This window comes from Nocardia fusca NBRC 14340 (genome assembly GCF_001618425.1).
GTDB lineage: Bacteria > Actinomycetota > Actinomycetes > Mycobacteriales > Mycobacteriaceae > Nocardia > Nocardia fusca.
In genome coordinates this window covers 166,470-186,849 of the sequence record NZ_BDCU01000016.1, presented here as the reverse complement: position 1 = coordinate 186,849, position 20,380 = coordinate 166,470, and the positions used below count along the sequence as shown (strand labels likewise).

25 protein-coding genes and 1 pseudogene are annotated in these 20,380 nt (G+C 69.3%); 17 read left to right on the top strand and 9 right to left on the bottom strand.

Annotated features, from left to right (window positions below; translation table 11 throughout):
* The 5 genes from NF4_RS05925 to NF4_RS05910 all read left to right on the top strand — a co-directional run bounded on the left by NF4_RS05925 (position 1) and on the right by NF4_RS05910 (position 4,249).
* On the top strand, positions 1-975 hold the full coding sequence (locus NF4_RS05925; RefSeq protein ID WP_063126279.1) for an ABC transporter permease: 975 nt from the start codon (positions 1-3) through the stop codon (positions 973-975).
* Positions 972-1,796, top strand: coding sequence for an ABC transporter permease (locus NF4_RS05920; RefSeq protein ID WP_063126277.1), 825 nt, complete (start codon positions 972-974; stop codon positions 1,794-1,796). Before NF4_RS05925 ends, NF4_RS05920 begins: the two co-directional genes overlap by 4 nt.
* The gene (locus NF4_RS05915; protein ID WP_063126275.1) at positions 1,789-3,315 is read left to right on the top strand and encodes an ABC transporter ATP-binding protein; all 1,527 of its coding nucleotides are present in this window, start codon (positions 1,789-1,791) and stop codon (positions 3,313-3,315) included. Before NF4_RS05920 ends, NF4_RS05915 begins: the two co-directional genes overlap by 8 nt.
* A 194-nt stretch (positions 3,316-3,509) precedes the next feature.
* The gene (locus NF4_RS39750; protein ID WP_269749582.1) at positions 3,510-3,632 is read left to right on the top strand and encodes a hypothetical protein; all 123 of its coding nucleotides are present in this window, start codon (positions 3,510-3,512) and stop codon (positions 3,630-3,632) included.
* A complete protein-coding gene (locus NF4_RS05910) occupies positions 3,626-4,249 on the top strand; it encodes a hypothetical protein (protein WP_063126273.1) in 624 nt (207 codons plus the stop codon). Before NF4_RS39750 ends, NF4_RS05910 begins: the two co-directional genes overlap by 7 nt.
* 300 nt (positions 4,250-4,549) lie before the next feature.
* Here NF4_RS05910 and NF4_RS05905 read toward each other — a convergent pair whose 3' ends face one another.
* Genes NF4_RS05905 through NF4_RS05895 form a run of 3 tightly spaced genes read right to left on the bottom strand, consistent with a single transcriptional unit; the run spans position 4,550 to position 6,695 of the window.
* A complete protein-coding gene (locus NF4_RS05905) occupies positions 4,550-5,035 on the bottom strand; it encodes a nuclear transport factor 2 family protein (protein WP_063126272.1) in 486 nt (161 codons plus the stop codon).
* Positions 5,036-5,058: 23 nt separating this feature from the next.
* Positions 5,059-5,886 (bottom strand): TIGR03619 family F420-dependent LLM class oxidoreductase, encoded by an 828-nt coding sequence (locus tag NF4_RS05900; RefSeq protein WP_063126271.1) that lies wholly within the window; start codon positions 5,884-5,886, stop codon positions 5,059-5,061.
* Positions 5,883-6,695, bottom strand: a complete 813-nt coding sequence (locus tag NF4_RS05895) for an SDR family NAD(P)-dependent oxidoreductase (protein WP_063126270.1) — start codon at positions 6,693-6,695, stop codon at positions 5,883-5,885. The genes NF4_RS05900 and NF4_RS05895 overlap by 4 nt, the downstream gene beginning before the upstream one ends.
* A 104-nt stretch (positions 6,696-6,799) precedes the next feature.
* Between NF4_RS05895 and NF4_RS05890 the strand changes: the two genes are divergently transcribed.
* Positions 6,800-7,402 (top strand): TetR/AcrR family transcriptional regulator, encoded by a 603-nt coding sequence (locus NF4_RS05890; protein WP_063126269.1) that lies wholly within the window; start codon positions 6,800-6,802, stop codon positions 7,400-7,402.
* Here NF4_RS05890 and NF4_RS05885 read toward each other — a convergent pair.
* Both NF4_RS05885 and NF4_RS05880 read right to left on the bottom strand, forming a co-directional pair.
* Positions 7,399-8,382, bottom strand: a complete 984-nt coding sequence (locus tag NF4_RS05885; protein ID WP_439956738.1) for a phosphatase PAP2 family protein — start codon at positions 8,380-8,382, stop codon at positions 7,399-7,401. The genes NF4_RS05890 and NF4_RS05885 overlap by 4 nt on opposite strands.
* Before the next feature lie 278 nt (positions 8,383-8,660).
* On the bottom strand, positions 8,661-8,924 hold the full coding sequence (locus tag NF4_RS05880; RefSeq protein ID WP_063126267.1) for a hypothetical protein: 264 nt from the start codon (positions 8,922-8,924) through the stop codon (positions 8,661-8,663).
* On the opposite strand from NF4_RS05880, the gene NF4_RS05875 reads away from it, so the two are divergent.
* Both NF4_RS05875 and NF4_RS05870 read left to right on the top strand, forming a co-directional pair.
* Positions 8,923-9,222, top strand: coding sequence for a hypothetical protein (locus NF4_RS05875; RefSeq protein WP_063126266.1), 300 nt, complete (start codon positions 8,923-8,925; stop codon positions 9,220-9,222). The genes NF4_RS05880 and NF4_RS05875 overlap by 2 nt on opposite strands.
* A 112-nt stretch (positions 9,223-9,334) precedes the next feature.
* On the top strand, positions 9,335-10,183 hold the full coding sequence (locus tag NF4_RS05870; RefSeq protein ID WP_063126265.1) for a hypothetical protein: 849 nt from the start codon (positions 9,335-9,337) through the stop codon (positions 10,181-10,183).
* Positions 10,184-10,406: 223 nt separating this feature from the next.
* Here NF4_RS05870 and NF4_RS40245 read toward each other — a convergent pair.
* Positions 10,407-10,712: pseudogene (locus tag NF4_RS40245) on the bottom strand (sterol desaturase family protein); the annotation flags it as partial.
* Positions 10,713-10,948: 236 nt separating this feature from the next.
* On the opposite strand from NF4_RS40245, the gene NF4_RS05860 reads away from it, so the two are divergent.
* Positions 10,949-11,284: a hypothetical protein gene (locus tag NF4_RS05860; protein ID WP_063126263.1), complete on the top strand. Its 336-nt coding sequence runs from the start codon at positions 10,949-10,951 to the stop codon at positions 11,282-11,284.
* Positions 11,285-11,365: 81 nt separating this feature from the next.
* Positions 11,366-11,713, top strand: coding sequence for a hypothetical protein (locus NF4_RS05855; RefSeq protein ID WP_063126262.1), 348 nt, complete (start codon positions 11,366-11,368; stop codon positions 11,711-11,713).
* Between the two features lie 50 nt (positions 11,714-11,763).
* Here NF4_RS05855 and NF4_RS37535 read toward each other — a convergent pair whose 3' ends face one another.
* Positions 11,764-11,919, bottom strand: coding sequence for a hypothetical protein (locus NF4_RS37535; protein ID WP_156058531.1), 156 nt, complete (start codon positions 11,917-11,919; stop codon positions 11,764-11,766).
* Positions 11,920-12,172: 253 nt separating this feature from the next.
* Here NF4_RS37535 and NF4_RS05850 point away from each other — a divergent pair, with 253 nt between their 5' ends.
* Complete coding sequence (locus NF4_RS05850) at positions 12,173-13,027, top strand: RNA polymerase sigma factor SigF (protein ID WP_063126379.1); 855 nt, start codon at positions 12,173-12,175, stop codon at positions 13,025-13,027.
* Positions 13,028-13,462: 435 nt separating this feature from the next.
* Here the strand turns inward: NF4_RS05850 and NF4_RS05845 are convergent, their stop codons facing one another.
* Positions 13,463-13,858 carry a hypothetical protein gene (locus tag NF4_RS05845; RefSeq protein ID WP_063126261.1) on the bottom strand — a complete coding sequence of 132 codons (396 nt, stop codon included), beginning with the start codon at positions 13,856-13,858 and terminating at the stop codon, positions 13,463-13,465.
* Positions 13,859-14,272: 414 nt separating this feature from the next.
* Between NF4_RS05845 and NF4_RS05840 the strand changes: the two genes are divergently transcribed.
* Together NF4_RS05840 and NF4_RS37530 are read left to right on the top strand one after the other, a co-directional pair.
* Positions 14,273-14,677: an SgcJ/EcaC family oxidoreductase gene (locus NF4_RS05840; protein ID WP_063126260.1), complete on the top strand. Its 405-nt coding sequence runs from the start codon at positions 14,273-14,275 to the stop codon at positions 14,675-14,677.
* 226 nt (positions 14,678-14,903) lie between these two features.
* Positions 14,904-15,071 (top strand): hypothetical protein, encoded by a 168-nt coding sequence (locus NF4_RS37530; RefSeq protein ID WP_157120017.1) that lies wholly within the window; start codon positions 14,904-14,906, stop codon positions 15,069-15,071.
* A 19-nt stretch (positions 15,072-15,090) separates the two neighbouring features.
* Here NF4_RS37530 and NF4_RS05835 read toward each other — a convergent pair whose 3' ends face one another.
* Positions 15,091-15,870 carry an NAD(P)H-dependent oxidoreductase gene (locus NF4_RS05835; RefSeq protein ID WP_063126259.1) on the bottom strand — a complete coding sequence of 260 codons (780 nt, stop codon included), beginning with the start codon at positions 15,868-15,870 and terminating at the stop codon, positions 15,091-15,093.
* 139 nt (positions 15,871-16,009) lie between these two features.
* Here NF4_RS05835 and NF4_RS05830 point away from each other — a divergent pair, with 139 nt between their 5' ends.
* The 4 genes from NF4_RS05830 (at position 16,010) to NF4_RS05815 (ending at position 20,291) form a co-directional block, all read left to right on the top strand.
* The gene (locus NF4_RS05830) at positions 16,010-16,858 is read left to right on the top strand and encodes a helix-turn-helix transcriptional regulator (protein WP_063126258.1); all 849 of its coding nucleotides are present in this window, start codon (positions 16,010-16,012) and stop codon (positions 16,856-16,858) included.
* 436 nt (positions 16,859-17,294) lie between these two features.
* Positions 17,295-17,690, top strand: coding sequence for a putative copper homeostasis (lipo)protein LpqS (gene lpqS / locus NF4_RS37525; RefSeq protein ID WP_157120015.1), 396 nt, complete (start codon positions 17,295-17,297; stop codon positions 17,688-17,690).
* Positions 17,691-17,790: 100 nt separating this feature from the next.
* On the top strand, positions 17,791-18,918 hold the full coding sequence (locus NF4_RS05820; protein WP_084532897.1) for a PLP-dependent cysteine synthase family protein: 1,128 nt from the start codon (positions 17,791-17,793) through the stop codon (positions 18,916-18,918).
* Entirely contained in the window at positions 18,915-20,291 is a 1,377-nt protein-coding gene (locus NF4_RS05815; RefSeq protein ID WP_439956737.1) for an MFS transporter, read from the top strand. Before NF4_RS05820 ends, NF4_RS05815 begins: the two co-directional genes overlap by 4 nt.
* Positions 20,292-20,380 lie beyond the last annotated feature (89 nt).

Here is a 20,380-nt window from a genome sequence, read left to right as displayed (position 1 = left end):
ATGGCCGGGAATTCACGGCCGTTGCCGCGACTGCTGCTGCGCCGGGCCGGGTGGGGCGCCGGGCAGTTGCTGGTCCTGCTGGTCCTGGTATTCGTGCTGTCGCTGTTGCTGCCGGGCGATGCCGCCGATATCCAGAACAACACCCTCCTGAGCGAGGCGCAGCAGCAGACCGCCCGGCACCTGCTCGGGCTCGACGTCGCACCGGTCACCCGGTTCCTCGACTGGCTCGGCGCCGCGGTGCGCGGGGATTTCGGCACCTCCTATGCCAGTGGCGCACCGGTCGGCACCATGATCGCGGGCCCGTTCCTGGTCACCGCGCTGCTCGCCGGGTCGGCGTTGGTCCTGCTGGTGCCCCTCGCGGTGACCGCGGGTTTCGCGGCGGGAACGCGCCCCGGTTCGGCGCGCGACCGCGTGATCACCGCGATCAGTATCGGATTCGATTCGATCCCCGATTTCGTCCTCGCGGTCCTGCTGGTGACCTTCCTGTCGATCCGTCTCGATCTGCTGCCCGCGACCTTCCTCGGCGTCGATCCGGCCGCGCTGGCGGCCCGGCCCGAATATCTGGTGCTGCCGCTGGTCGTCACCGTGGCCCGGGTGGCGGCCCCGCTGGTGCGGTTGGTGCGAGCCGGTGTCATAGATGTAATGGACCGGCCGTATATCGCCGCGGCCCGCCGCCTGGGCGTGGGCCGGGTATCGCTGCTGGCCCGGCATATCGCACCCAACGCCCTCGCCCCGGCGATGCAGGAATTCGGCCGCACCGGCGACGGGCTGCTGTCGGGAGTGCTGATCGTCGAGGCGGTTTTCGCGGTGCCGGGTATCGCGTCGGAACTGATCGGCGCCATCGGCAACCGGGACGATCCGGTGATACTGGCGATCGTCGCGGTCACCGGGACGCTCGCGGTCGTGGTCAACACACTGATCGATATAGCGGGGTACCGGATGAATCCGCAGATGGCGGCGGAGCAGCGCGGATGAGGATACGGCGGTGGTTGTACTCGGCGCTGATCGCGGTACCGCTGGTATTCGTGATCGCCGGTCCCGTGCTCGCCCGGGCCGCGCCGGCCGAACGCGCGACGCCGTTCGGTCCGTCCGAATGGTCGCCGCTGGGCACCGACCGGCTCGGGCGGGATGTCCTGGCGGCCGCGCTCACCGGCGGCCAGACCTTTCTCCTGACCGGACTGCTGACCGTGCTCGGGGCATATCTGGTGGGATTCCTGATCGGAATGGCCGCGGCGGCCGCGCCGCGGGTCTGGCTCGACGATCTGCTGATGCGCCCGATCGATGTGCTGCTATGTATTCCGTCGCTGCTGATCATCATGGTGGCGGCGCTGCGCGGCCGCGGTTCGGCGGTGGTGATCGCCTGCGCGATCGGGCTGGCGCTGGTGGCACCGATCGCACGTTTCGTCCGGGCGGCGGCGGCCGGTGTGGTGCACGGACCGGTGATGGACGCGCTCCGGATGCAGGGGCAGAGCCGGTCGTTCCGGTACGGCAGTTATGCGGCGCGCGAGATCTCGCGGCCGCTCGCGGCCGATTTCGGGGTCCGCTTCACCGCCGCGATCTATTTCCTCGCCTCCGCCAATTTCCTCGGACTCGGATTCGACACCACCTCCACCGATTGGGCGGTATCGGTCGCGGCGAACAAGGACGCGCTGCTGATCGCGCCGTGGTCGGTGGTCTTGCCCGGTGCGTTGATCGTGTTGCTGGTGGTGGGCACCAATCTCCTGGTGGACGATCTGCTCGCCGATCCGCGCGCTGTCGCGGCGGGAGATCTGCGCCGGGCGGGTGGCCATGGCTGACCGGCCACTGATCTCGGTACACGCGTTGAGTGCCCGCGCCGGTGGGGCGGTGATCCTGCGCGATATCGGTTTCGATATCGAGGCCGGGCAGATCGTGGCGTTGTTCGGGCCGTCGGGCGCGGGTAAGACGACCATCGCGACCGCGCTGGCCGATGCGGTGGGACCCGGGATCGAACTGGCCGGCGCGGTCCGCCGCGCCCCGGGAGTCCGGGTCGGGTACCTGCCGCAGCACGCGGCATCCACCCTCAACCCGGCGCGCCGGATCGGCGCGGCCCTGGGCGAACTGGTCGGGTTGCAGCACCGGCGCGCGGGTGGCGGCAGGTTGCGCGGGCCGCAGCGGCGGGCGGGGATCGCCCGGCTCCTGGCCGCCGCGGCCTTCGACCTCGACGACCGCGAACTCGACCAAGCGCTACGGAAGTACCCGTTCGAGTTCTCGGGCGGCGAGCGGGTGCGACTGGCGCTGGCGCAGGTGCTGGCGGCCCGCCCCGATGTGCTCGTGGTCGACGAACCGACGGCCGGACTGGATCCGCTCGCGCGGGCCGCCTTGCTCACTGGGTTGAGCGGTGTGCGCGCGGCAGGCACCGCGGTGGTGCTGATCACCCACGATTCGTTCGCCGTCGAACGGCTGGGTGACCGTGTCCTGTTCGTACAGGACGGGCGACTCACCGCGGACGGTGCGATCGAACCGAACCACGTCTCCCCGGCACCGGCGGTCGCTCACCTGCCCGCCGAGCCCGCCGTGCGTGTCCACGGTCTGACGGTGCGCCGCCACGGGCGCCCGGTTCTGGACAGCGTGGACCTGGACCTGTACAGCGGCGAACATCTCGGGCTCGTCGGACTGTCGGGCGCGGGTAAGACGACACTGGCCCGCTGTATCGCCGGGCTCACCCGCCCGGACGCCGGGGCGATCGTGGCGTGGGGAGAAAGGCTGCCGGCGTTGCGGCGCAGGTCGCGCCGACAGCTCGCCCGTATCCAATATGTGTGGCAGGAGTCGGCGGCCACCTTCGACACCCGCCGTAGCGTCCTCGATCAGGTCGCCGCCACAGGCACCGGACTGCGCGGGATGACCCGTACGGCTGCCCGGTTCGCCGCACTGGACCTGCTCGCGGAGTTCGGAATCGACGAGGCGCAGGCCGGACGCCCGCCGGCCGGGCTCTCCGGTGGGCAGCTGCAGCGTGCCGCGCTGGCACGGGCGCTGTTGGCCGGTCCGCGGTTGCTGCTGTGCGACGAAGTGACCACCGCGCTCGACGAACCCACCGCCCGGCACGTCCTGAATCGGCTGGACGACTACCGCGCCCGCAGCGGCGCGGCAGTGGTGTCGATCAGCCACGATCTACGCGGTCGGCTTGCTCGCTGCGATCGCATCGTGGTGCTGCACCGCACGCGGATCGCCGAACTCGGCCCGCCCGCGGATCTGTTCGAAGGACCCCGCACGGAGATCCTGTCCCGGTTGATGCGGGCCGACGGTGTCGATCCCGGGCGTCCCGCTTCCCGGCATCAGCGCCAGCGCAATCGGTGACGCCTGCGACTTCGACCTGCCAGTTGCCGAGCTAAAGTGTCACCTGACGTAAGCAGCCGGCTGGTGCTGGTTCCGGTAGTGGTGGCCGAAAACCGGGCGGATGTGGCGAAGGTGCCTGGTAGGTGCGGGTTCGTGCTGGGGCCCTGACTCTCCGGGGTTGGATCGTGTGACAGGTCGAGAGCAAACTTTGTGATATGAGCCGACGACTGCAGGAGTTGATGCTCGCAGCCGTCAGGGCGATTCAGAAACCTGTCGAGGGCATCAAGTCGGGCGCGAATGGCAACCTCACCGGAGCGGCGGAGGGCTTCGAGTGCTGAGCACCCAGCCCGGTATCGATGATGCCGCCGAGAGCGCGTACATGCGCACGTGGGCACAGTCGGACCGGTTGGCCGACACGGAATACTCACCGGCGGTGCGCCGGGAGCTACCGATACGCGGTTCCCGATCGATCTGGGAATGGGGCCATTCCCGAGAGGCGGCCTGGGGGGCGGCAGTTCGGCGCAACGGCACTCCGCCCATCTACCTCGATGCCCATGCGGGTCTTCACGGCTACAGCGTTGATGCCAATGTCGGTACTGCCGAGAACCCGGTGTGGAAGAAGGTGGTGGTGGACGGGGAGACGTTCGGTCGCCTCGTTCGAAGCCATCCAGATCTTCACCGGGCGATCACGGACGGACCGCAGCGGCCGATGGTGCTTTTGTCGTGCAACAGCAGCAAGCCCGGTGCTTCGGGTGCGCAGGAGTTCGCTACCTATATGCACGGCGAGGGAGGTGTAGTCAGCGATATCCATGCGCCGACCGGTATCGCCAAACCGGAAGTTCTTCCGGGTACCGATATCGCGGCCCTCGCCCTGGAGCAGACGACCGACGAGGCCGGGCGACTACTGCCCGCGATCCGCACATTCCAGGCCCCCACCGCGAGTACCGCGCAGTAATGGGGGGTTGAGGAGCATCCGGAGAAGAGTCAGGCTGAGCGTGGAGGCCTACCCCTGATGCCGAGCTGGTGCTGCATATCGAAATGGTTGCAGGGTATCCGGTCCGGAACGATAACCGAGGCCGGCCGGAGTATCGCTGTGCAACCACCCCACGCCCGAACCGCACTCGTCGAGCAGAGCGAATTGCCCCGAACAGATAAAGGATTCAGGCGGTCGGCGACCTGTAGCTCGCGTTGACGCCCGATTTCTCGAATCTGGACCTCATGTGCCGGGACCCGGTGCGGCGGGGTGCCGTGCGGCTCAGTCCGCCGACGCGGAGAGGTTTGCACGCAACAGGTCCCGGGCCTGCGGGCCCCCGTCGAGGGCCCGGGTGACGCGGCGGGCGATCCGCCAGCCCTGCGGAGTGCGAGTGAGCCGGAAACTGTTCGCCCCCGCTCGCCACACCCGGTAGCCGTCGTCGTACCGGCGCACCAGCAGTGATTCGCAGACCGCCGTGGCCGTGTCGCCGTCGATGACGACCCGGGCAGGTCCGAGGAAATGCGCACAGCCCGCGTCGATCAGGCAGTGGTGGGCCGCCGATTCGACCATCGCGCGGATATCCGCGCGACTGCGCATCGACCAGCCCTCGACATCGTATTCACCGTTCTCGGTCCACAGATTCGCCACCTCCGGGGCGGCCCCGGCATCGACGAACGGGCCGTAGGAGGCGAGCAGCCGGGTGATCTCTACCTCGTCCTCGAGCCGGCGGACCCGTGCTTCCAGACGCGCGAACCGATCCTCGTCCATGGCTTTCCTTTCCGCCGCCGTCGTCAGAGCGGCGCGGCTATCTCGTGTAGCGCCGCGAGCTGCTCGCAGTAGTGGTCGATATCGGTGGCCCGCAGGGCGCAGCCGGCCACGGTGGCACCGATATCGCGCAATCGGGTCAGCCGCCGCCGGGTGCCGGTGGGATCGGCGAGCGGGTCCAGGGCCCGGCCCGGGCTGAGTACCACCTCGAAATCGGGTGGCGGGGGTACCGCTGCCAGGTGCGCCGCCAGCGTGTCCGCGGACAGGCCGAACGGCACCCAGCCCACACCCAGGGTCACGGCCCGGCGCAGCGAGCGGCGGGTGCGGCCGCCGACCCACAGCGGCGCCGTGGTCGACGTGGCGGGCGGGTCGACGACGAAATCGCCGACCTCCCGGCGCCCCCATGCGGCCCGTAATTGCTCGAGAGCGCGGTCCGCGGCGGCCCCGCGGTCCGGCCATTCGGCATCGAGCAGGGCGAATTCGGCTTCCAGGGAGCCGACGCCCACCCCGAGCACCACCCGGCCGCCGCTGAGCCGATCGAGGGTGCCGTAACGCTTGGCCAGCGCGAGTGGATGGTGGTACCCCAGCACGACGACCGAGGTCGCCAAGCGGATCCGGCTGGTCCGCGCCGCGAGATAGGACAGTGTCGCCAGCGGATCCCAGTAGGCCGAACCGCGGGTCGCGATATCGGCCGCCGGGACCGCGATGTGCTCGGAGCAGGTCAGATGATCGAAACCGAGTTCGTCGGCGAGTTCGGCGATCCGGACGAGTTCGGCGGTGCCGCCCCCGGATTCCCACGGCGAGGCCGTACCGGGCGTCCGGACCACGATCGGGGTGGACAGCCCGACTCTCACCGCGGCGGGTCTTCGGTCGCGCCGATGAGCCGGCGCATCATCCGGTCCGCTCCCAGCACGGCCGCCGCGCGATCGGGGTCGCTGCGCCGGGCCGCGAGTCGCTCATGGGCGCCGATGATGTGGACCGGGCCCCGGCCCAGCGCCGCCAGACCTTCCGTCGCGACCTCGTCGGGTTCGGAGACCGGCATTCCGGGGATGTCGAAGTCCAGACCCACCCGCTGCATCGCCGGGGTGCGGGTGACCCCGAGCACGAGCTCGAGGACGTCCACGCCGTGTTCGCGCAGTTCGAGCCAGAGACCTTCGGCGAAGATCCGGCCGAATGCCTTCACTCCGCCGTAGACCGTGTGCCGTCGCGATCCCAGATAGCCGGCCAGCGAACCCACCAGCAGGATCCCGCCGCGCCGCCGGTCGCGCATCGCGCCCCCGAACCCGGTGATCAGCGCGAGCGGGGTGGTGATGTTGAGTTCGACGACGCGCTGGAAAGCTGCGGGATCACCGTCGAGGAACGCGGCGCTGTGGGTGTTGGCGCCGGCATTGTGTACCAGCAACCCGACCTCGGCATCGGCGACGGCGTCGAGCACCGCCGCCGTGGCGTCCGGGTGGGCGAGGTCGGCGGCCAGGGTGCGGACCGTCACCCCCAGTGCCCGGCATTCCGCGGCGGTGTCTTCGAGCGGACCGGGCCGCCGGGCCACCAGCAGCAGGTGGATACCGGATTCCGCGAGCTGCCGGGCGAACGACCGGCCCACGCCCTCGGAACCGCCGGTGATCACCGCCCACGGGCCGTAGCGCCCGGGATCGACTGGGGTCATAGCTGGGTCTCCGTTCGGAATTCGGGATCGGGCCACACCCAGTTCTACAACCGGCGGCAGGGAAATACTAGAGTCAATTCTAGTTTTCCGAACGGAGGTATCCAGTGCCGCGGATCGCCGAACCCCGGGAGCCGGGCCGGCCGACCACCACGCCCCAGCGCGAGCGCCGGCGCGCCATCCTGCGCGCCGCCGCCCGGCTCGGTGCCGACCAGGGCCTCGAACACGTCCAGATGTCCGATATCGCGGCGGCGGCCGGGGTGGCGCTGGGGACGCTGTATCGCTACTACCCGTCCAAACATCATCTCTACTCGGGCGTACTCGAGTCGGCCGTCGCGGACCTGCCCGTTCCGGAGGCGGTACCGGGCGATCCGGTGGGCGCCGTGGCCGACCTGCTCGAATCGGCGGTGACCGGGCTGCTCCGGCGCCCCCTGCTCGGCCGCGCCATGCTGGTCTCGGCGAATGCCGTGCGCTCGGCCGGGCCGGTGGCGGTCGACACCACGCTGCGCGACCGCATCCTCGCCGCCGCCGGTATCGGCGAGGCGGACGAGGCGGACCGGCAGCTGGCCCGGCTCGCCGAACAGTGCGCCTACGGGATCCTGACCTGGGCGACGGCGGGTCAGCTGAGTGCGGAACAGGCGGTGGCCGATATGCGCCGGGCCGCCACTCTGCTGCTGGCGCCCTGGGAGTCCCGCCGTCCGGCGGGCTAGCCGCCGCGGTCACCGCCCGGTGCCGCGACCGTGGGCGCCGGGGCCGGTCCGGCCGGTGCGCGGCGTCGCTCCCAGGCGGTGGCCAGCCCGATCGCCAGCCCGACGTACACCCAGCCCAGCAGCACATCGATCACATAATGCTCACCCCCGTAGACCAGGGTGAAACCCATTGCCACCGGGAACGCGGCCAACGGGACCCGCCACCACCAGTGGACGGCCGACGGCCACAGTGCGATCGCGACCAGCAGTGCGAAGCCCGCGTGCAGCGACGGGATCGCGGCGACCGGGTTACTGTGCGCGGCCAGCCAGTCCGCGCCGATATCGACCGAGTGCAGCCGGAACCCGAAACCGGTGCTCCGGTGGATCTCGCCCTGGATCACCCCGGCGCGGGCGGCGTACCAGGGCGGCGCGGCGGGCAGCAGGACATAGGTCACCAGACCGAGATAGGACAGCAGCAGGATCCGGCGCATATATTTCGACCAGCGCTCCCGCGACAGGACGTAGAAAATCGCGGCGATCAGCCAGGGCACCAGGAAATGGCTGGTGTACACGAGGCCGGTGAGTACGGTCCACCAGGGCCGTCCGGCGTCACCGTCCAGTTCCTCCTGTAACCACACCGTGGGCAGGGTCCCACCGAACAGGGCGCGCTCCACCGCGACCGGTTCGTGGACCCGCAGCGGCATCCCGAGGGTGTTGGCGATACCGCGGGTGTGGTCGTAGACGACCAGCGCGGCGATCAGCGGAACCCAGTCGACGAGAATGCGTACGTGTTCCCGCCACGGACGGTCCGGTGCGAAGGCCGCGATACCCGCGACAATCCACAGCGCCTGATAGATCCGCTGCGTCGGCGGGCCGAAGAGCACGGTGACCACGAGAAGCGCGAGCAGATACGCCGACCACACCCCACTGCGCAGCAGCCTGCGATGCCGTTGCGCGGCCGGTACCTCCGTGGTGGGCGCACCCATTCCCACAGTTTTCATCAACCGACCCGGCGTCGCCGTCGCGACCTGCGGAAACGACGCATGATCGAGACCGCCGCCGCATCGGGCCGCTCAGCGCGGGGTGAACGCGCCCCGGTAGGCCGCCGCCGGGTGCGATGCGGGCAACCGGTCGCGTCCGGTGGCCTACCGGCGCGGGGCCCCCTCGGCGTACCCGGTCTTCGCGAGGCCGCGGGGTGCGCAGTACGGGCAGGACATGGTCGATGAACTCGACATAGCTGCCCGGGATGGTCGCATTCGCGGTACGGCCGGGGCGGCGGTCAGTCGTCGTGCGCGGGAGCGGCCGTGTTCAGGAGGGAAAGCGCGGCGGCACAGGCTTGTTCGTGGCCGTGGTCCGGGCCCCGGTGTGCCGCCACCGCGGTCGCGCCCTCCATCAGGATGAGCAGCCGGCGTCCCAGATCGTCCGGTGCGGCGGAGCCGGCCCGGACGGCGATATCGCTGAACAGGGCCAGGCACCGGTCCAGATGCCGGGCCGTGATCGTCCGGACCTCGGGGTCGTAGTGCTGGGTCGCGGCGTTGATCATGGCGCAGCCGCGGAAGTCCGGTTCGAGGTACTACTCGCCCAGCGCGCCGAAGACGGCGGCCAGGCGATCCGCCGGGTCGGCGCCCGCCGCCGCGGCCGTCGCCGCCGCGGTGAGCTGGCCCGCCGGCGGTGAACCGGTTCCGGTCGCCCCGAGCGCGGGGCGCGTGCGGTGGCGCGCGCTGCGCTCGACCGTGCCGGCCTACGCGTTGTTCGCGGCCGGGTACATCACCTACATCACCTTCCTGTCCGCGTACCTGCTGGGCCGGTCGGCCTCTACCAGGACGGTGGGCACAACCTGATGCGGGACGACCCCGAGGGCCTGCTGCGGATCCTCCGCGGCACGATCGAGGCGCACTGACCAGCTCCCGCGTACCGGCCCCGGCACGCCCTGCGCGGCTAGGCTCGGGCGGTATGAGCCTGGGCGAAGTCGCCGCCGACCTGTACGGGCTGGCGCCCGCGGAGTTCGTCGCCGCGCGCGACGCCCGCGCCGGTGCGGCAAAGGAATCCGGGGATCGGGACATGGCGGCGGCGATCACGGCCCTGCGCAAACCCACGGTGGCGGCGTGGGCGGTGAACACGCTGGTGCGTGCGGCACCCCGCGAGGTGGACGCCCTGCTGCGGCTCGGCGCCGAGCTGCGGACGGCGCAGCGGCAACTGTCCGGTGCCCGGCTGCGCGAACTGACCCGGCAGCGCCGGCAGGTGGTGGACGCATTGGCCGAACGGGCGGGTGAAGTGGCCGCCGGCCAGGGCCGGCCTGTTTCCGAGGCGGTACTGCGTCAGGTGAGCGAGACGCTGACGGCCGCGCTCGCCGATTCCGATATCGCCGAGCAGGTCCGCGCCGGCACGCTGGCCACCGCGCAGACCTATGCGGGTTTCGGTCCGGTGGATCCGGATCTCACCGTGGTCCGGGAGGAGCCGAAGACAGCCGGGGCCCAGCCGCGGCGGAAGAAGAAACCGGCCGAACCCACCGAGGGCGAACGCGCGCGTGACGTGCGCGCCGAGGCGGACCGGCGGCGCGCGCAGGAAGAACTCCGCGCCGCGGAAACCGCCGCGCGCGCCACCCTCGCCGCGGCCGAGGAGCAAGCGCGGCGGGCGGCCGAAGATCTCGAGGCCGCCACCGCGCGGCTGGCCGAACTGCGCGACGAACTGGCCGCGGCGCAAGACCGGCACCGATTCGCCCGCAACGCCGAGCGCGCCGCCCGGGACGCGGTCCGGGCGGCGACGGTCGAACTGGAACGGGCCCGGCGGCGCAAGCGCTGACCCGGCGTCGAGGGCTCGGAGTCGTGTGCGTCGCGGTGGGACAACGGCCCGTGCCCGCTCCGGCCGTCACCGGGCGTGGGCGATCCGGTCACCGCGCGGTCGAGGCCAGTGGTGATCCGTTGCGTGCATCGGCCGCATCGGCGGGGTCGATCATGGCATCCGGGGCGATCGGATCGGCGGGAAGCGCCGCCTCGACGTGGGCACGCGTTGCGGTACGGGCGCACTCGGCGTCCGGCCCGACCGGGGCCGGTGAACCGGGAGCTTCCCGGTATCCGGGCGGGGCGAGCAGGTATCCGAGCCGACCTGTCCAGGTGCGCGCATTCCGGATATCGCCGACCATGGCGGCGAGCTCGCCGTAGTTCACCTGCAGCAGGTTGCGGGTCTCGATAACGTGCACCAGGCCGTACCGGACCGGCTCGATCTCCTCGGCGTAGCTGCCGAACATGCGGTCCCAGACGATGAGGACACCGGCGTAGTTCTTGTCGAGGTAAGGGTTGTTCGAGCCGTGGTGTACCCGGTGGTGTGTTGGCGGGCTCCGCGCGGCGGTGACGGAAGCTCGGACCGCTGTCCTGTTCGTATCGGCTGGTCAGAGGGTACGCCGGGCAGCGGAGTCGCGGCGGTGTGCGGCCCGAACACCCAGCGGGCCCGCATTTTCCGGTGTGGACATCGGCGCGTCGGCGGGGGCACCGGGGGCGGTTCGGCTGTAATGGTCGGCGCCCGATCGGTTTCCGTGTGTGATGTCCTCCCGTTCAGGAAGGTTCTCGTATGCGTCGTTTCGTGATGGCTCTGGGTTCGGCCGCGATGGCGATAGCGGTGACATCGGCAGTGGACAGTAGCGCGCACGCCGCGAGCGGGCAGGTCGCACTCCGGTGGGTCGCCGGCGGGAGCCGGGTGGAGAAGGTCATCGACAACCCCAGCGGCTGTATCGATCTCAGCGCGGTCGGGGTCGTCGGCCGGGTGTCGGTGCGCAACCTCACCGACCGGAAGGTCAAACTCTGGAACGGCATCGGCTGCCGCGGCACCTACGGCGGTGGTATCGAACGCGGCGAGCGCAACGGCCGGTGGGGCTTCCCCGACTGGAGTATCTACATTTCGTCCTGATCTGGACGGGTCCCGGCGAACTGGGCGTGAGCGGAGCCGTTTTCGGGGTATCCGGCACATGAGACCCACTGGAGGTGTTGTGTGAAGGCCGAAGACGAGGGCAGCGCGCCCGGCTCGGTGAGCCCGTTCAATCCGGCGGACCCACTCGACCCGACGAGCCCGGTGAATCCCGCGAACCCGGTGGACCCCGAGGACGCGATCAACCCGGCGGGCACGGTGGTGCCGGTGGTACCGATTGCCGACGAACAGCCGATGCGGACCTGGCTGTGGCCCACGCTGCTCATCTTCGGCCTGGTGGTCGGGGGTGCGCTACTGGTGATGATCCTGGTGAGCACCGCCGATTTCGGTGAGCAACCGGCGCAGGTGACTCCCACCCCCGGACAGTGCCAGACCTTCTGCACGACCACTGTCGCGCCCCGGGCGCGCTGACGGCCGGCGGGGACACCCGCGCCGGGTGCCCCCGCCGGTTTTCCGACACGCTATTGCGCGCCCTGTTGCCCGGTGTCCGGGTCCTCGGCGGTACGCAGTGCGGTTTCCAGTTCCCGGCGCAACCGCGCCGCGGTGGCTTCGTCACCCGCGTCCTCGGCCGTGGTGATGTCCTGGTGCAGCTGAGCGATGGTGTCCTGGATGGTCATCGGTCCTCCGTTCTCTCGCCTGGGCGATCGCGCCGCACGACTGTCTGCCGGCTACGGCGCCCGTCATGGTGCGCATGACCGTTTTCGGCCGTCCGAAACACCGCTCCCGGCCCCGGCCCGCCACCGGCGGCGCCCGGTTCACACTCGCGTGATTTTCAGATCACGTTTCGATCACCGTGTCGCGGGGGTATCCCACGACCAACGAGGTTTGCGAAAGCCCGAGGAGCATCCGGTGAACGAAACGACCGAAGCCATGACCGACCGGCACGCCGGAGAAGGTGCGTCACGTACCGCCCATGTGCCCGGCCCCGGCGACAGCTACGACAATATCGAACCACTCTTCGCCGAACTGGCGGCGCTCGCACCCGAGGATCCGCGCCGGCGGGCGCTACGCGAGCAGATCGTGCACCGCTGCCTGCCGCTGGCCGAACATATCGCGCGCCGTTTCTCCGGCCGCGGCGAAGCGTTCGACGATCTGCTCCAGATCGCACGGCTGGGCCTGGTTCAGGCGGTGGACCGCTTCGACGGGTCGCGGGGCAGCTCGTTCCTGTCCTTCGCCATCCCGACCATCATGGGCGAGGTGCGCCGCCACTTCCGCGATCACACCTGGGCCGTGCGGGTGCCGCGCGGCACCAAGGAACTGCATCTGCGGATCGGCCCGGCCACCGAGACGCTGTACCAGCGGCTGGGCCGGATGCCCACCGCGCGGGAGATCGCCGCGGAACTCGACGCCGATCTCACCGACGTCACCCGGGCGCTCATCGCCGGTAACGCGCACACCAGCAGCTCTCTCGACGCCCCCACCGACGACCAGGACGACGATGTCTCGCCGCCGGCGGTACTGGCCCGGCTCGGCGGGGAGGACCCCTGCTACCGGCTGCTCGAGGACGCGATGACACTGCGCCCGCTGATCGCGGAACTGCCGCAGCGGGAGCGGCAGATCCTGGTCTGGCGGTTCTTCGCGAACATGACCCAGGTGCAGATCGCCGAACGGCTCGATATCTCGCAGATGCAGGTGTCGCGGATCCTCGCCAAAACGCTGCGGACCCTGCGTGAACAGGCGATGGCCGAGCCCGGCGAGGCCGATTCGATCACCACGGCCGCCTGATCCACGGTACCGGGCCCGGTGCGGCGGCGGCCGGGCGACAGTCCGGCGCAAGCCGCCGCCCCCCTCGGGAATTCGGATCGGCCCGAGCGGGATCGGCGACCGTGGCCGCGCGAGCGGATACCGCGCTCGGCGTGGACCCGTCATCATCCGGGATCGGTGTGGTCGGCTGGGACGCGGTGGCGTTGTACGGCATTCCGCACTGCGGTAAGAGCGACCCACCAGAGAGCCGTTGGCCCCTACTTTGCACTTCCTGACAGTTTCAGGATTACGGGGCCCTCTACGGCCGAGGGCCCTCAGCGCCGCTGAGCAGGTAGATGGCGACCGCGAGCGCGGCACGATCCAAAAGAGCCCATGCACGGCCAGGGCGAGCACGCCGAACACGGCAACGACCGACACGAGTGCGGCGACACCGCATCCGGGTGGTAGCGCACGGGGTCACCACGGAGTCGGCGCGGCAGATTGCGATCCGGCGTCCGAATGATGGAAGCCGGTGAGCGCTCGCCGTACCGTCACCTCGCCGACGGGTCCAGCACGCAGCCCGTCGAGCACCTCGTCGGACATCTCGCCGTAGGTCTCGAACGACTGAATGCTGCAGTGCTCCATCACATCCTGGATGTAGGGGTCGGACAACTTCCAGTGTGCGAGCACTGCCTCCGAGTCGCGATAGAGCTGGAAACTGTGTGCAAGCCCGCGGTCCTCGTCGAGAAAGACCTGCACCATCAGTTGCGGGCCATGCTCTTCGACGAACGCAACCGCCCGCTGTACGGCCTCCTCGAACTGTTCGAGATGACCGTCGGTTATCCGCATGGTGTTGTGGAACAAAATGCTCATCCCTCGATAATCAAACCTCGATCATGGTTGAGGTCAAGTCGAACCGGCACGACGTCTCATCTCATACAGCTGCTACCGAGGACTTCCCACTCTGTTGCGGGGGATTGCCTTGACGGCCAATAGCTCCCCACTACGTGGCCGCCGGTGGTGAGTTTCCACTGGCCGCTGACACACTCATCGCCGTGATGTTTCCGGGCACATCGGGGCCCGGTGACCTGCCGCGCGCGAGCGCGCGGACCACCTGCGCACGGGATGCCTTGCGGCCGCCCACGATGTCGAGAAGTGGTGATTTTCGCCTTTGGGGCAGGCCGGACCTGTTCCCAGTCGATATATGACCTTGGAGGTCATTGAGCCCCTGAGCCTGTCCGGGCATCGTTGTACCGAGCCGTTGGGCATAACCGAGAGAGGAAAATCGTGGCCATCGACAAGAAGGTCGAAAAAGAAATACACGCCCTGTTGCAGGCGCAGATCGATGCCTGGGCAGCCGGCGACGGATCTGCCTTTGCCGCGACCTTCACCGAAGATGCCGTCTTCGTCTCGGTATTCGGCGAATACCTGCAGGGACGCCACGCCATCGCCCCGACCGTGCAGGAGGGACTGAACGGGTTCATGAAAGGGACCCGGATGCCGAAACCGGAGATACTGAGCCTGCGCACTCCGGCACCGGCCACCGCCGTCCTGACCACCCGGGCAGGGCGTCCGGTACCACCCGATACGACTCCGGATCCGAGCGCGAAATCCATTCAGACCCGGGTCGCCGTGCGGAGCAATGGGGGCTGGCTGTTCAGTAGCTTCCAGAACACTCGCATAGCGGACTGAACCCGTCGAGCTACCGCGATCGGCTGCTCGGCCGGACGTGCCACCGCGACCGGCGGGTCGGTGACCACGCGATCGGGCACGACCCCAACCACGGCAATGTGCACAGCGCGTCGCTCATGCTCTCGATGGTGCACCCGCCCACCGATAGGAGCCGTGGCACAGCTGCCGGCGTGGCCCGGTTCGAGAGGTACTGCCGCGGGCCTGCGGCCCTTGCCACCGGGATGCCGTGGCCGCCGTCGACGAGCGGGGCCCGGGGATTCTGCAGCGCGGTGGTGTCGGGCTCGGCGTCACCACCGCCTACGTCCCGACTGAGCACTTCGTGACGGTGGCCGACTTCGTTCAGGCCAGGCAACCAGGCCAGATGGCACTCGGCTGGATCGCCCTGCGCAGGTAGCTGTACTGGCTTCCTACGGTTAGGCGCGCACGTGCAGTCCGAAACCCGTGCGGCCCGCGAGCTCCAGTCCTTCCTTCAGGTGCAGCGAGGGGATCTCGTAGTCACCGAAGTTCTGCTGCCGGAACGCGATCGGCTCGGTCGAGTCCAAGGTGAGCAGGCGCTGCTCCCAGGCCTTGGCGACGTCCGGGTAGGCATCGTCGGTCATCCGGTCGGTGCCGTACAGCACGAACGGCGGCAGCACCTCGATGCCCGGGTAGTAAAGGACGCCGTGCTGGATTGGGAACAGCAGATCATCGATGGGGCCGTTGATACCGCGGGCCGCGTAATGCGACTCAGGGCCGCCGGCGGTCACCGACAGCAGCGCCTTCCTGCCCGCGAGGGTGCCTTCACCGAAGCGCTCACCATACTTGGTGTCGCTGTGCTCGCCGACCCCATACGCGAAATGGTAGGTGAACACCCGGTCCACCCAGCCTTTGAGGATCGCGGGCATCGCGTACCACCACAGTGGGAACTGGAAGATGATCGTGTCGGCCCACAGCAGCTTCTGCTGCTCGGCACGGACGTCCGGGGTGAGCGTCCCGGCGTCGAAGGCCCTGCCCGAGTCCAGGGCGACCTTCAGCGGACTCGAGGCGTCGGGGCCGTAGTCTGCGGCGTCCACGACCGCCTTCCAGTTCATCGCGTACAGATCGCTCACCCGTACCTCATGCCCGGCGGCCTCCAGGGTGGACACTGCGAGGTCCTTCAGCGAGTTGTTCAGCGACTTCGGCTCCGGGTGGGCATAAACAATCAGCGTCTTCATCAGAACTCCTTCGGATCGGGGTCCTTCGAGCCTGGCTGTCGCAGCGCCCGGCATTCAGGGGCGCATCTTCCATCGGACTGGACTTCCTGGTAACGACAGGACCACCTTCGTCGGCGTCGCTGTCGTTCATACTGGGCGCATGGACGACCTCGCGGGCTTCCTGCGTACCCGGCGTTCCCGGGTCGACCCGGCAGCCGCCGGCATCCCCACCGACAGCCGTCGCCGGGTCGAAGGGTTACGCCGCGAAGAGATCGCGCACCTGTCCGGAGTCAGCGTCGACTACTACGTACGCCTGGAACAGGGCCGCGCGACCCAGCCCTCCGCGCAGGTCCTCGACGCACTCGCCCGCGTCCTCGGCCTCGATGAGACCGAACGCGGGCACCTCTACCGGCTCGCCCGGCAGCGCCGTCGGCGCGCGAAGGCACCGGGCGGGCGGGTCCGGCCGGAGCTGCTGCGCGTCCTCGATCTGGTCGCCGATGCACCCGCGCTGATCATGGACCACCGCCTGGACGTGCTCGCCGGGAACCGCCTCGCCGGACTCCTCTATGGCCGGTCGATGCCGGGCCTGAACACCGCCCGGCACATCTTCCTCGAGGAGGCCGAGCGCGGCCTATACGCGGACTGGGAGAAATGCACCCTCGACGTGGTCGGGCACCTGCGCCTGGCGGCCGGCAAATACCCCGAGGACCCCCGCCTGGCCTCGCTCATCGGCGAGTTGGCAATGGGCAGCGAGCGATTCCGCCGCCTCTGGGCCCGCGCGGACGTGCGCGCCCGCACACATGGACGCAAGGCTTACCGGCATCCCCTGGTCGGACTGCTGGAACTGCACCAGGAGAACTTCGCACTCCCGAACGAAACAGGTATGGAGCTGCTGGTGCTATCCGCCGCCCCCGGCAGCCCCGCCGAGGACGGTCTGCGCCTGCTCGCGGGCCTCGACGCGGACAATGGTCACGCGCATCCCACAAGGAACACTCAGGTCCACGAGTAACTCAACGGTGCCCATCCACCGCCGGAACGCCTCAACACCGACGGCTTTCTGGGTGGCTTCTTCGCGGTCGATGCGACTGTCGGCTCACCACCGGTTTGGCGCCCTATACCCGTTCGTGTCTCCCATGGGTGCCACCGGTGGCTCGGTCACAGGATGGCGAGGGAGGGCGGCGGTGACGATTGCGTTGTTTCGCGACCGTTGCGGTGTTGCTCCGCCGCTCCGGCCGCAGCGCGAGAACAATGAAGACAAGGAGGTGGTGCAGGTGAGCGGGATGTTCGCACATGCCGCTGTTTCGCTCGGACGCGCAGACGGTGTCCGACGCGGCGACGCCGGTGCACCACCTGGGGTGAGCGGCGCGTATGCCCGCGGCCGCCTGCGGCGGCCCGGATCCGAGTGGTCCGCGGTGAAGACATCGCCCGGTCCACGGCGTACGTCGGTGGTGCTACTGCTGATGGCGGTGCTGCTGATCGTCCCGATCCTGCACTGCACCCTGGACCGGGTCGACGAGCACGCCCACGCCCACTCCGCTGGTGCGGTGGCCGCGTTGTCCGTCGGTAGCGCGCAGACCGATCACCCGCACGGTATGAGCGGCCCTGTCGGTCACCACGGTGATCAGCACATGATCTTCTGCGTCGAGAAGTCGCTGCTGCCCTCCGGTGGCGCGACCGTAGCGCCATTGCTGTGGATGGTGCTGATCGGCGTGGTCACCCTGGCCACGGTGACCGTGATGTTCACCGGCGGCGCCCAGGGCATCCGTGGGCCGCCGGGTACCGGTTTACCCGCGTTGAACGGGCAGGCCATTCTCACGAATTTCTGTATCTCCCGACGCTGACAGGTCAGCGCCAGGCCGTCGTGTGCTGTCGGCCGGTGTTCGCTGCCTGCTCACCGTCTCAACCGCCTGTGTGGCGGTTCGGATACAGAAAGCGACGATCATGAACAACGTCGTGTCCGGCAAGTCCGCTGCGTCTGCTGCGGCTGTGCTCAACCCGCCCGCTCCGGTGCGGGAGTCGAGTTCGCTGGTCGGCAATACCCCGGTTCTGTGGGTGGGGGCGCCGCTGGCGCCTACCGGCCGCGGGTTCTGGGCGAAATTGGAGGGGTTCAACCCCGGTGGGATGAAGGATCGGCCCGCACTGCACATGGTCCGGCGCGCGAAGCAGCGCGGTGACCTGGCGCCCGGGGCGCGCATCATCGAATCCACCAGCGGCACTCTGGGACTGGGGCTGGCGCTGGCAGGAGCGGTGTTCCATCATCCTGTCACTGTGGTTACCGATCCGGGTCTGGAACCGATTGTGGAGCGCATGCTCGCCTCCTACGGCGCCCGCGTCGAGGTGGTGGCCGAGCCGCACCCCAGCGGTGGCTGGCAGCAGGCCCGCCGCGACCGTGTCGAGGAACTCCTGGCGGCCGAGCCCGGTGCGTGGTGCCCCGACCAGTACAACAACCCCGACAACGTCGACGGATACGAATCCCTTGGCCTGGAGTTGACGCAACAACTGGGCAGAGTCGACGTGCTGGTGTGTGCTGTCGGCACCGGCGGTCATTCGGCCGGTGTGGCGCGGGTGCTGCGCCGATTCAATCCTGATCTGAAGCTGATCGGCGTGGACACGGTCGCGTCCACGATCTTCGGCCAGCCCGCCGGCCCGCGGGTCATGCGTGGGCTCGGCTCCAGCATCTTTCCCCGCAACGTCGACTATCCCGCCTTCCACGAAGTGCACTGGGTGGCACCGGCGGAAGCGGTCTGGGCCTGCCGCGCCCTGGCAGGTACCCATTACGTGACCGGCGGCTGGAGCGTGGGGGCCGTCGCGCTGGTCGCCGGATGGGCCGCGCGCACCTTCCCGGCCGATACCCGGATCGCCGCAGTATTCCCCGACGGTCCCCACCGCTATTTCGACACCATCTACAACGACGACTACTGCCGCCAGTACGGACTACTCGACGCCACCCCGCCGATCGAACCCGGTGTCATCACACACCCGGACCAGCAGGTGGTGCACTCGTGGACCCGCACCACCACCATCATCGACCCGCACACCGGCAACTCGGCAGGAGAGAGCACATCGTGACCGTACTGAGGAGCTTCCGCAGCTTCGACCTCGCCGCGCGGCTGCTGATGATCAACCAGTTCGGCATCAACCTCGGCTTCTACATGCTGATGCCGTACCTGGCCGGCTACCTCGCCGGACCCCTGGGGCTGGCGGCGTGGGCGGTCGGGCTGGTACTCGGTGTCCGTAATTTCTCCCAGCAGGGCATGTTCCTCATCGGCGGCACACTGGCCGACCGGCTCGGCTACAAACCCCTGATCGTCGCGGGCTGTCTGCTGCGCACCGGCGGCTTCGCGCTGCTGATATTCGCGACCACCCTGCCGTGGCTGCTGATCGCCTCCGCCGCTACCGGTTTCGCCGGCGCATTGTTCAACCCGGCCGTGCGCGCCTATCTGGCCGCCGACACCGGCGAGCGCCGCGTCGAAGCGTTCGCGATGTTCAACATCTTCTACCAAGCCGGCATCCTGGCCGGACCGCTGGTCGGCCTGGCTCTGATGTTCCTCGACTTCCGCGTCACCGCCGCAGCCGCAGCAGTCGTGTTCGCGGTCCTGACCGTCGCACAGCTATCGGCCCTGCCCGCCCGCCGCGAGCAGACGCCCGGTGAACAGACCTCGGTGCTGCAGGACTGGCGCGCAGTGGCGGCCAACCGCCGATTCCTGTGGTTCTCGCTGACGATGATCGGCTCCTATGTGCTGTCGTTCCAGGTGTATCTGGCCTTACCGCTCCAGGCCGAATACCTGGCAGGTGCGCGCGCGCAGGTGCTGGTCTCGGCACTGTTCGTGGTCTCCGGAATCGTCGCCGTGGCGGGCCAGCTGCGGATCACCGGGTGGTTCGAGGCCCGCTGGGGAACCGGACGCAGTCTCGCGGTGGGTATGGCGATACTGGCCGCAGCGTTCCTGCCGCTCCTCGCAGTGCCCGGGCCCGGACGATTCGGTGTCGCCGCCGCGATCATCGCGCTGCTGCTGTCCACGGCAGTGCTCGCGGTCGGCACCGCCGCGGTGTTCCCCTTCGAAATGGACACCGTCGTCTCACTCGCCGGAGGGAAATTGGTCGCCACCCACTACGGCTTCTACAACACGATCGTCGGCATCGGCATCCTGGCCGGCAACCTCGCCACCGGCGCCGTCGTCGGCGCCGCCCGAGCCGCCGGCGCGGACTGGGCGGTATGGGCCGGACTCGGCCTCATCGGCGCACTGTCGGCCTTCGCACTACACCGACTCGACCGATCACAACCGCCGCAACAAGCCACGCGCGGCGGACAGGACACACATCCCACCACCGAAGCCCTCCCACGCGTTGCGGGCGCCCCGCAGCCGGAAATGACGGCCACCCACCGCCCGTCCGCCGGCGTCGACCATCAGGAGCGCGAACCAACGAGGACAAGTCGGCGCTGATCCATGCGGAGAAGAGACGTCCCCGGGCCGGCTTCACACGCGTAGGCCATAGCGGGCCCACCACCGATAATGCCGATCGTTGTCATGAG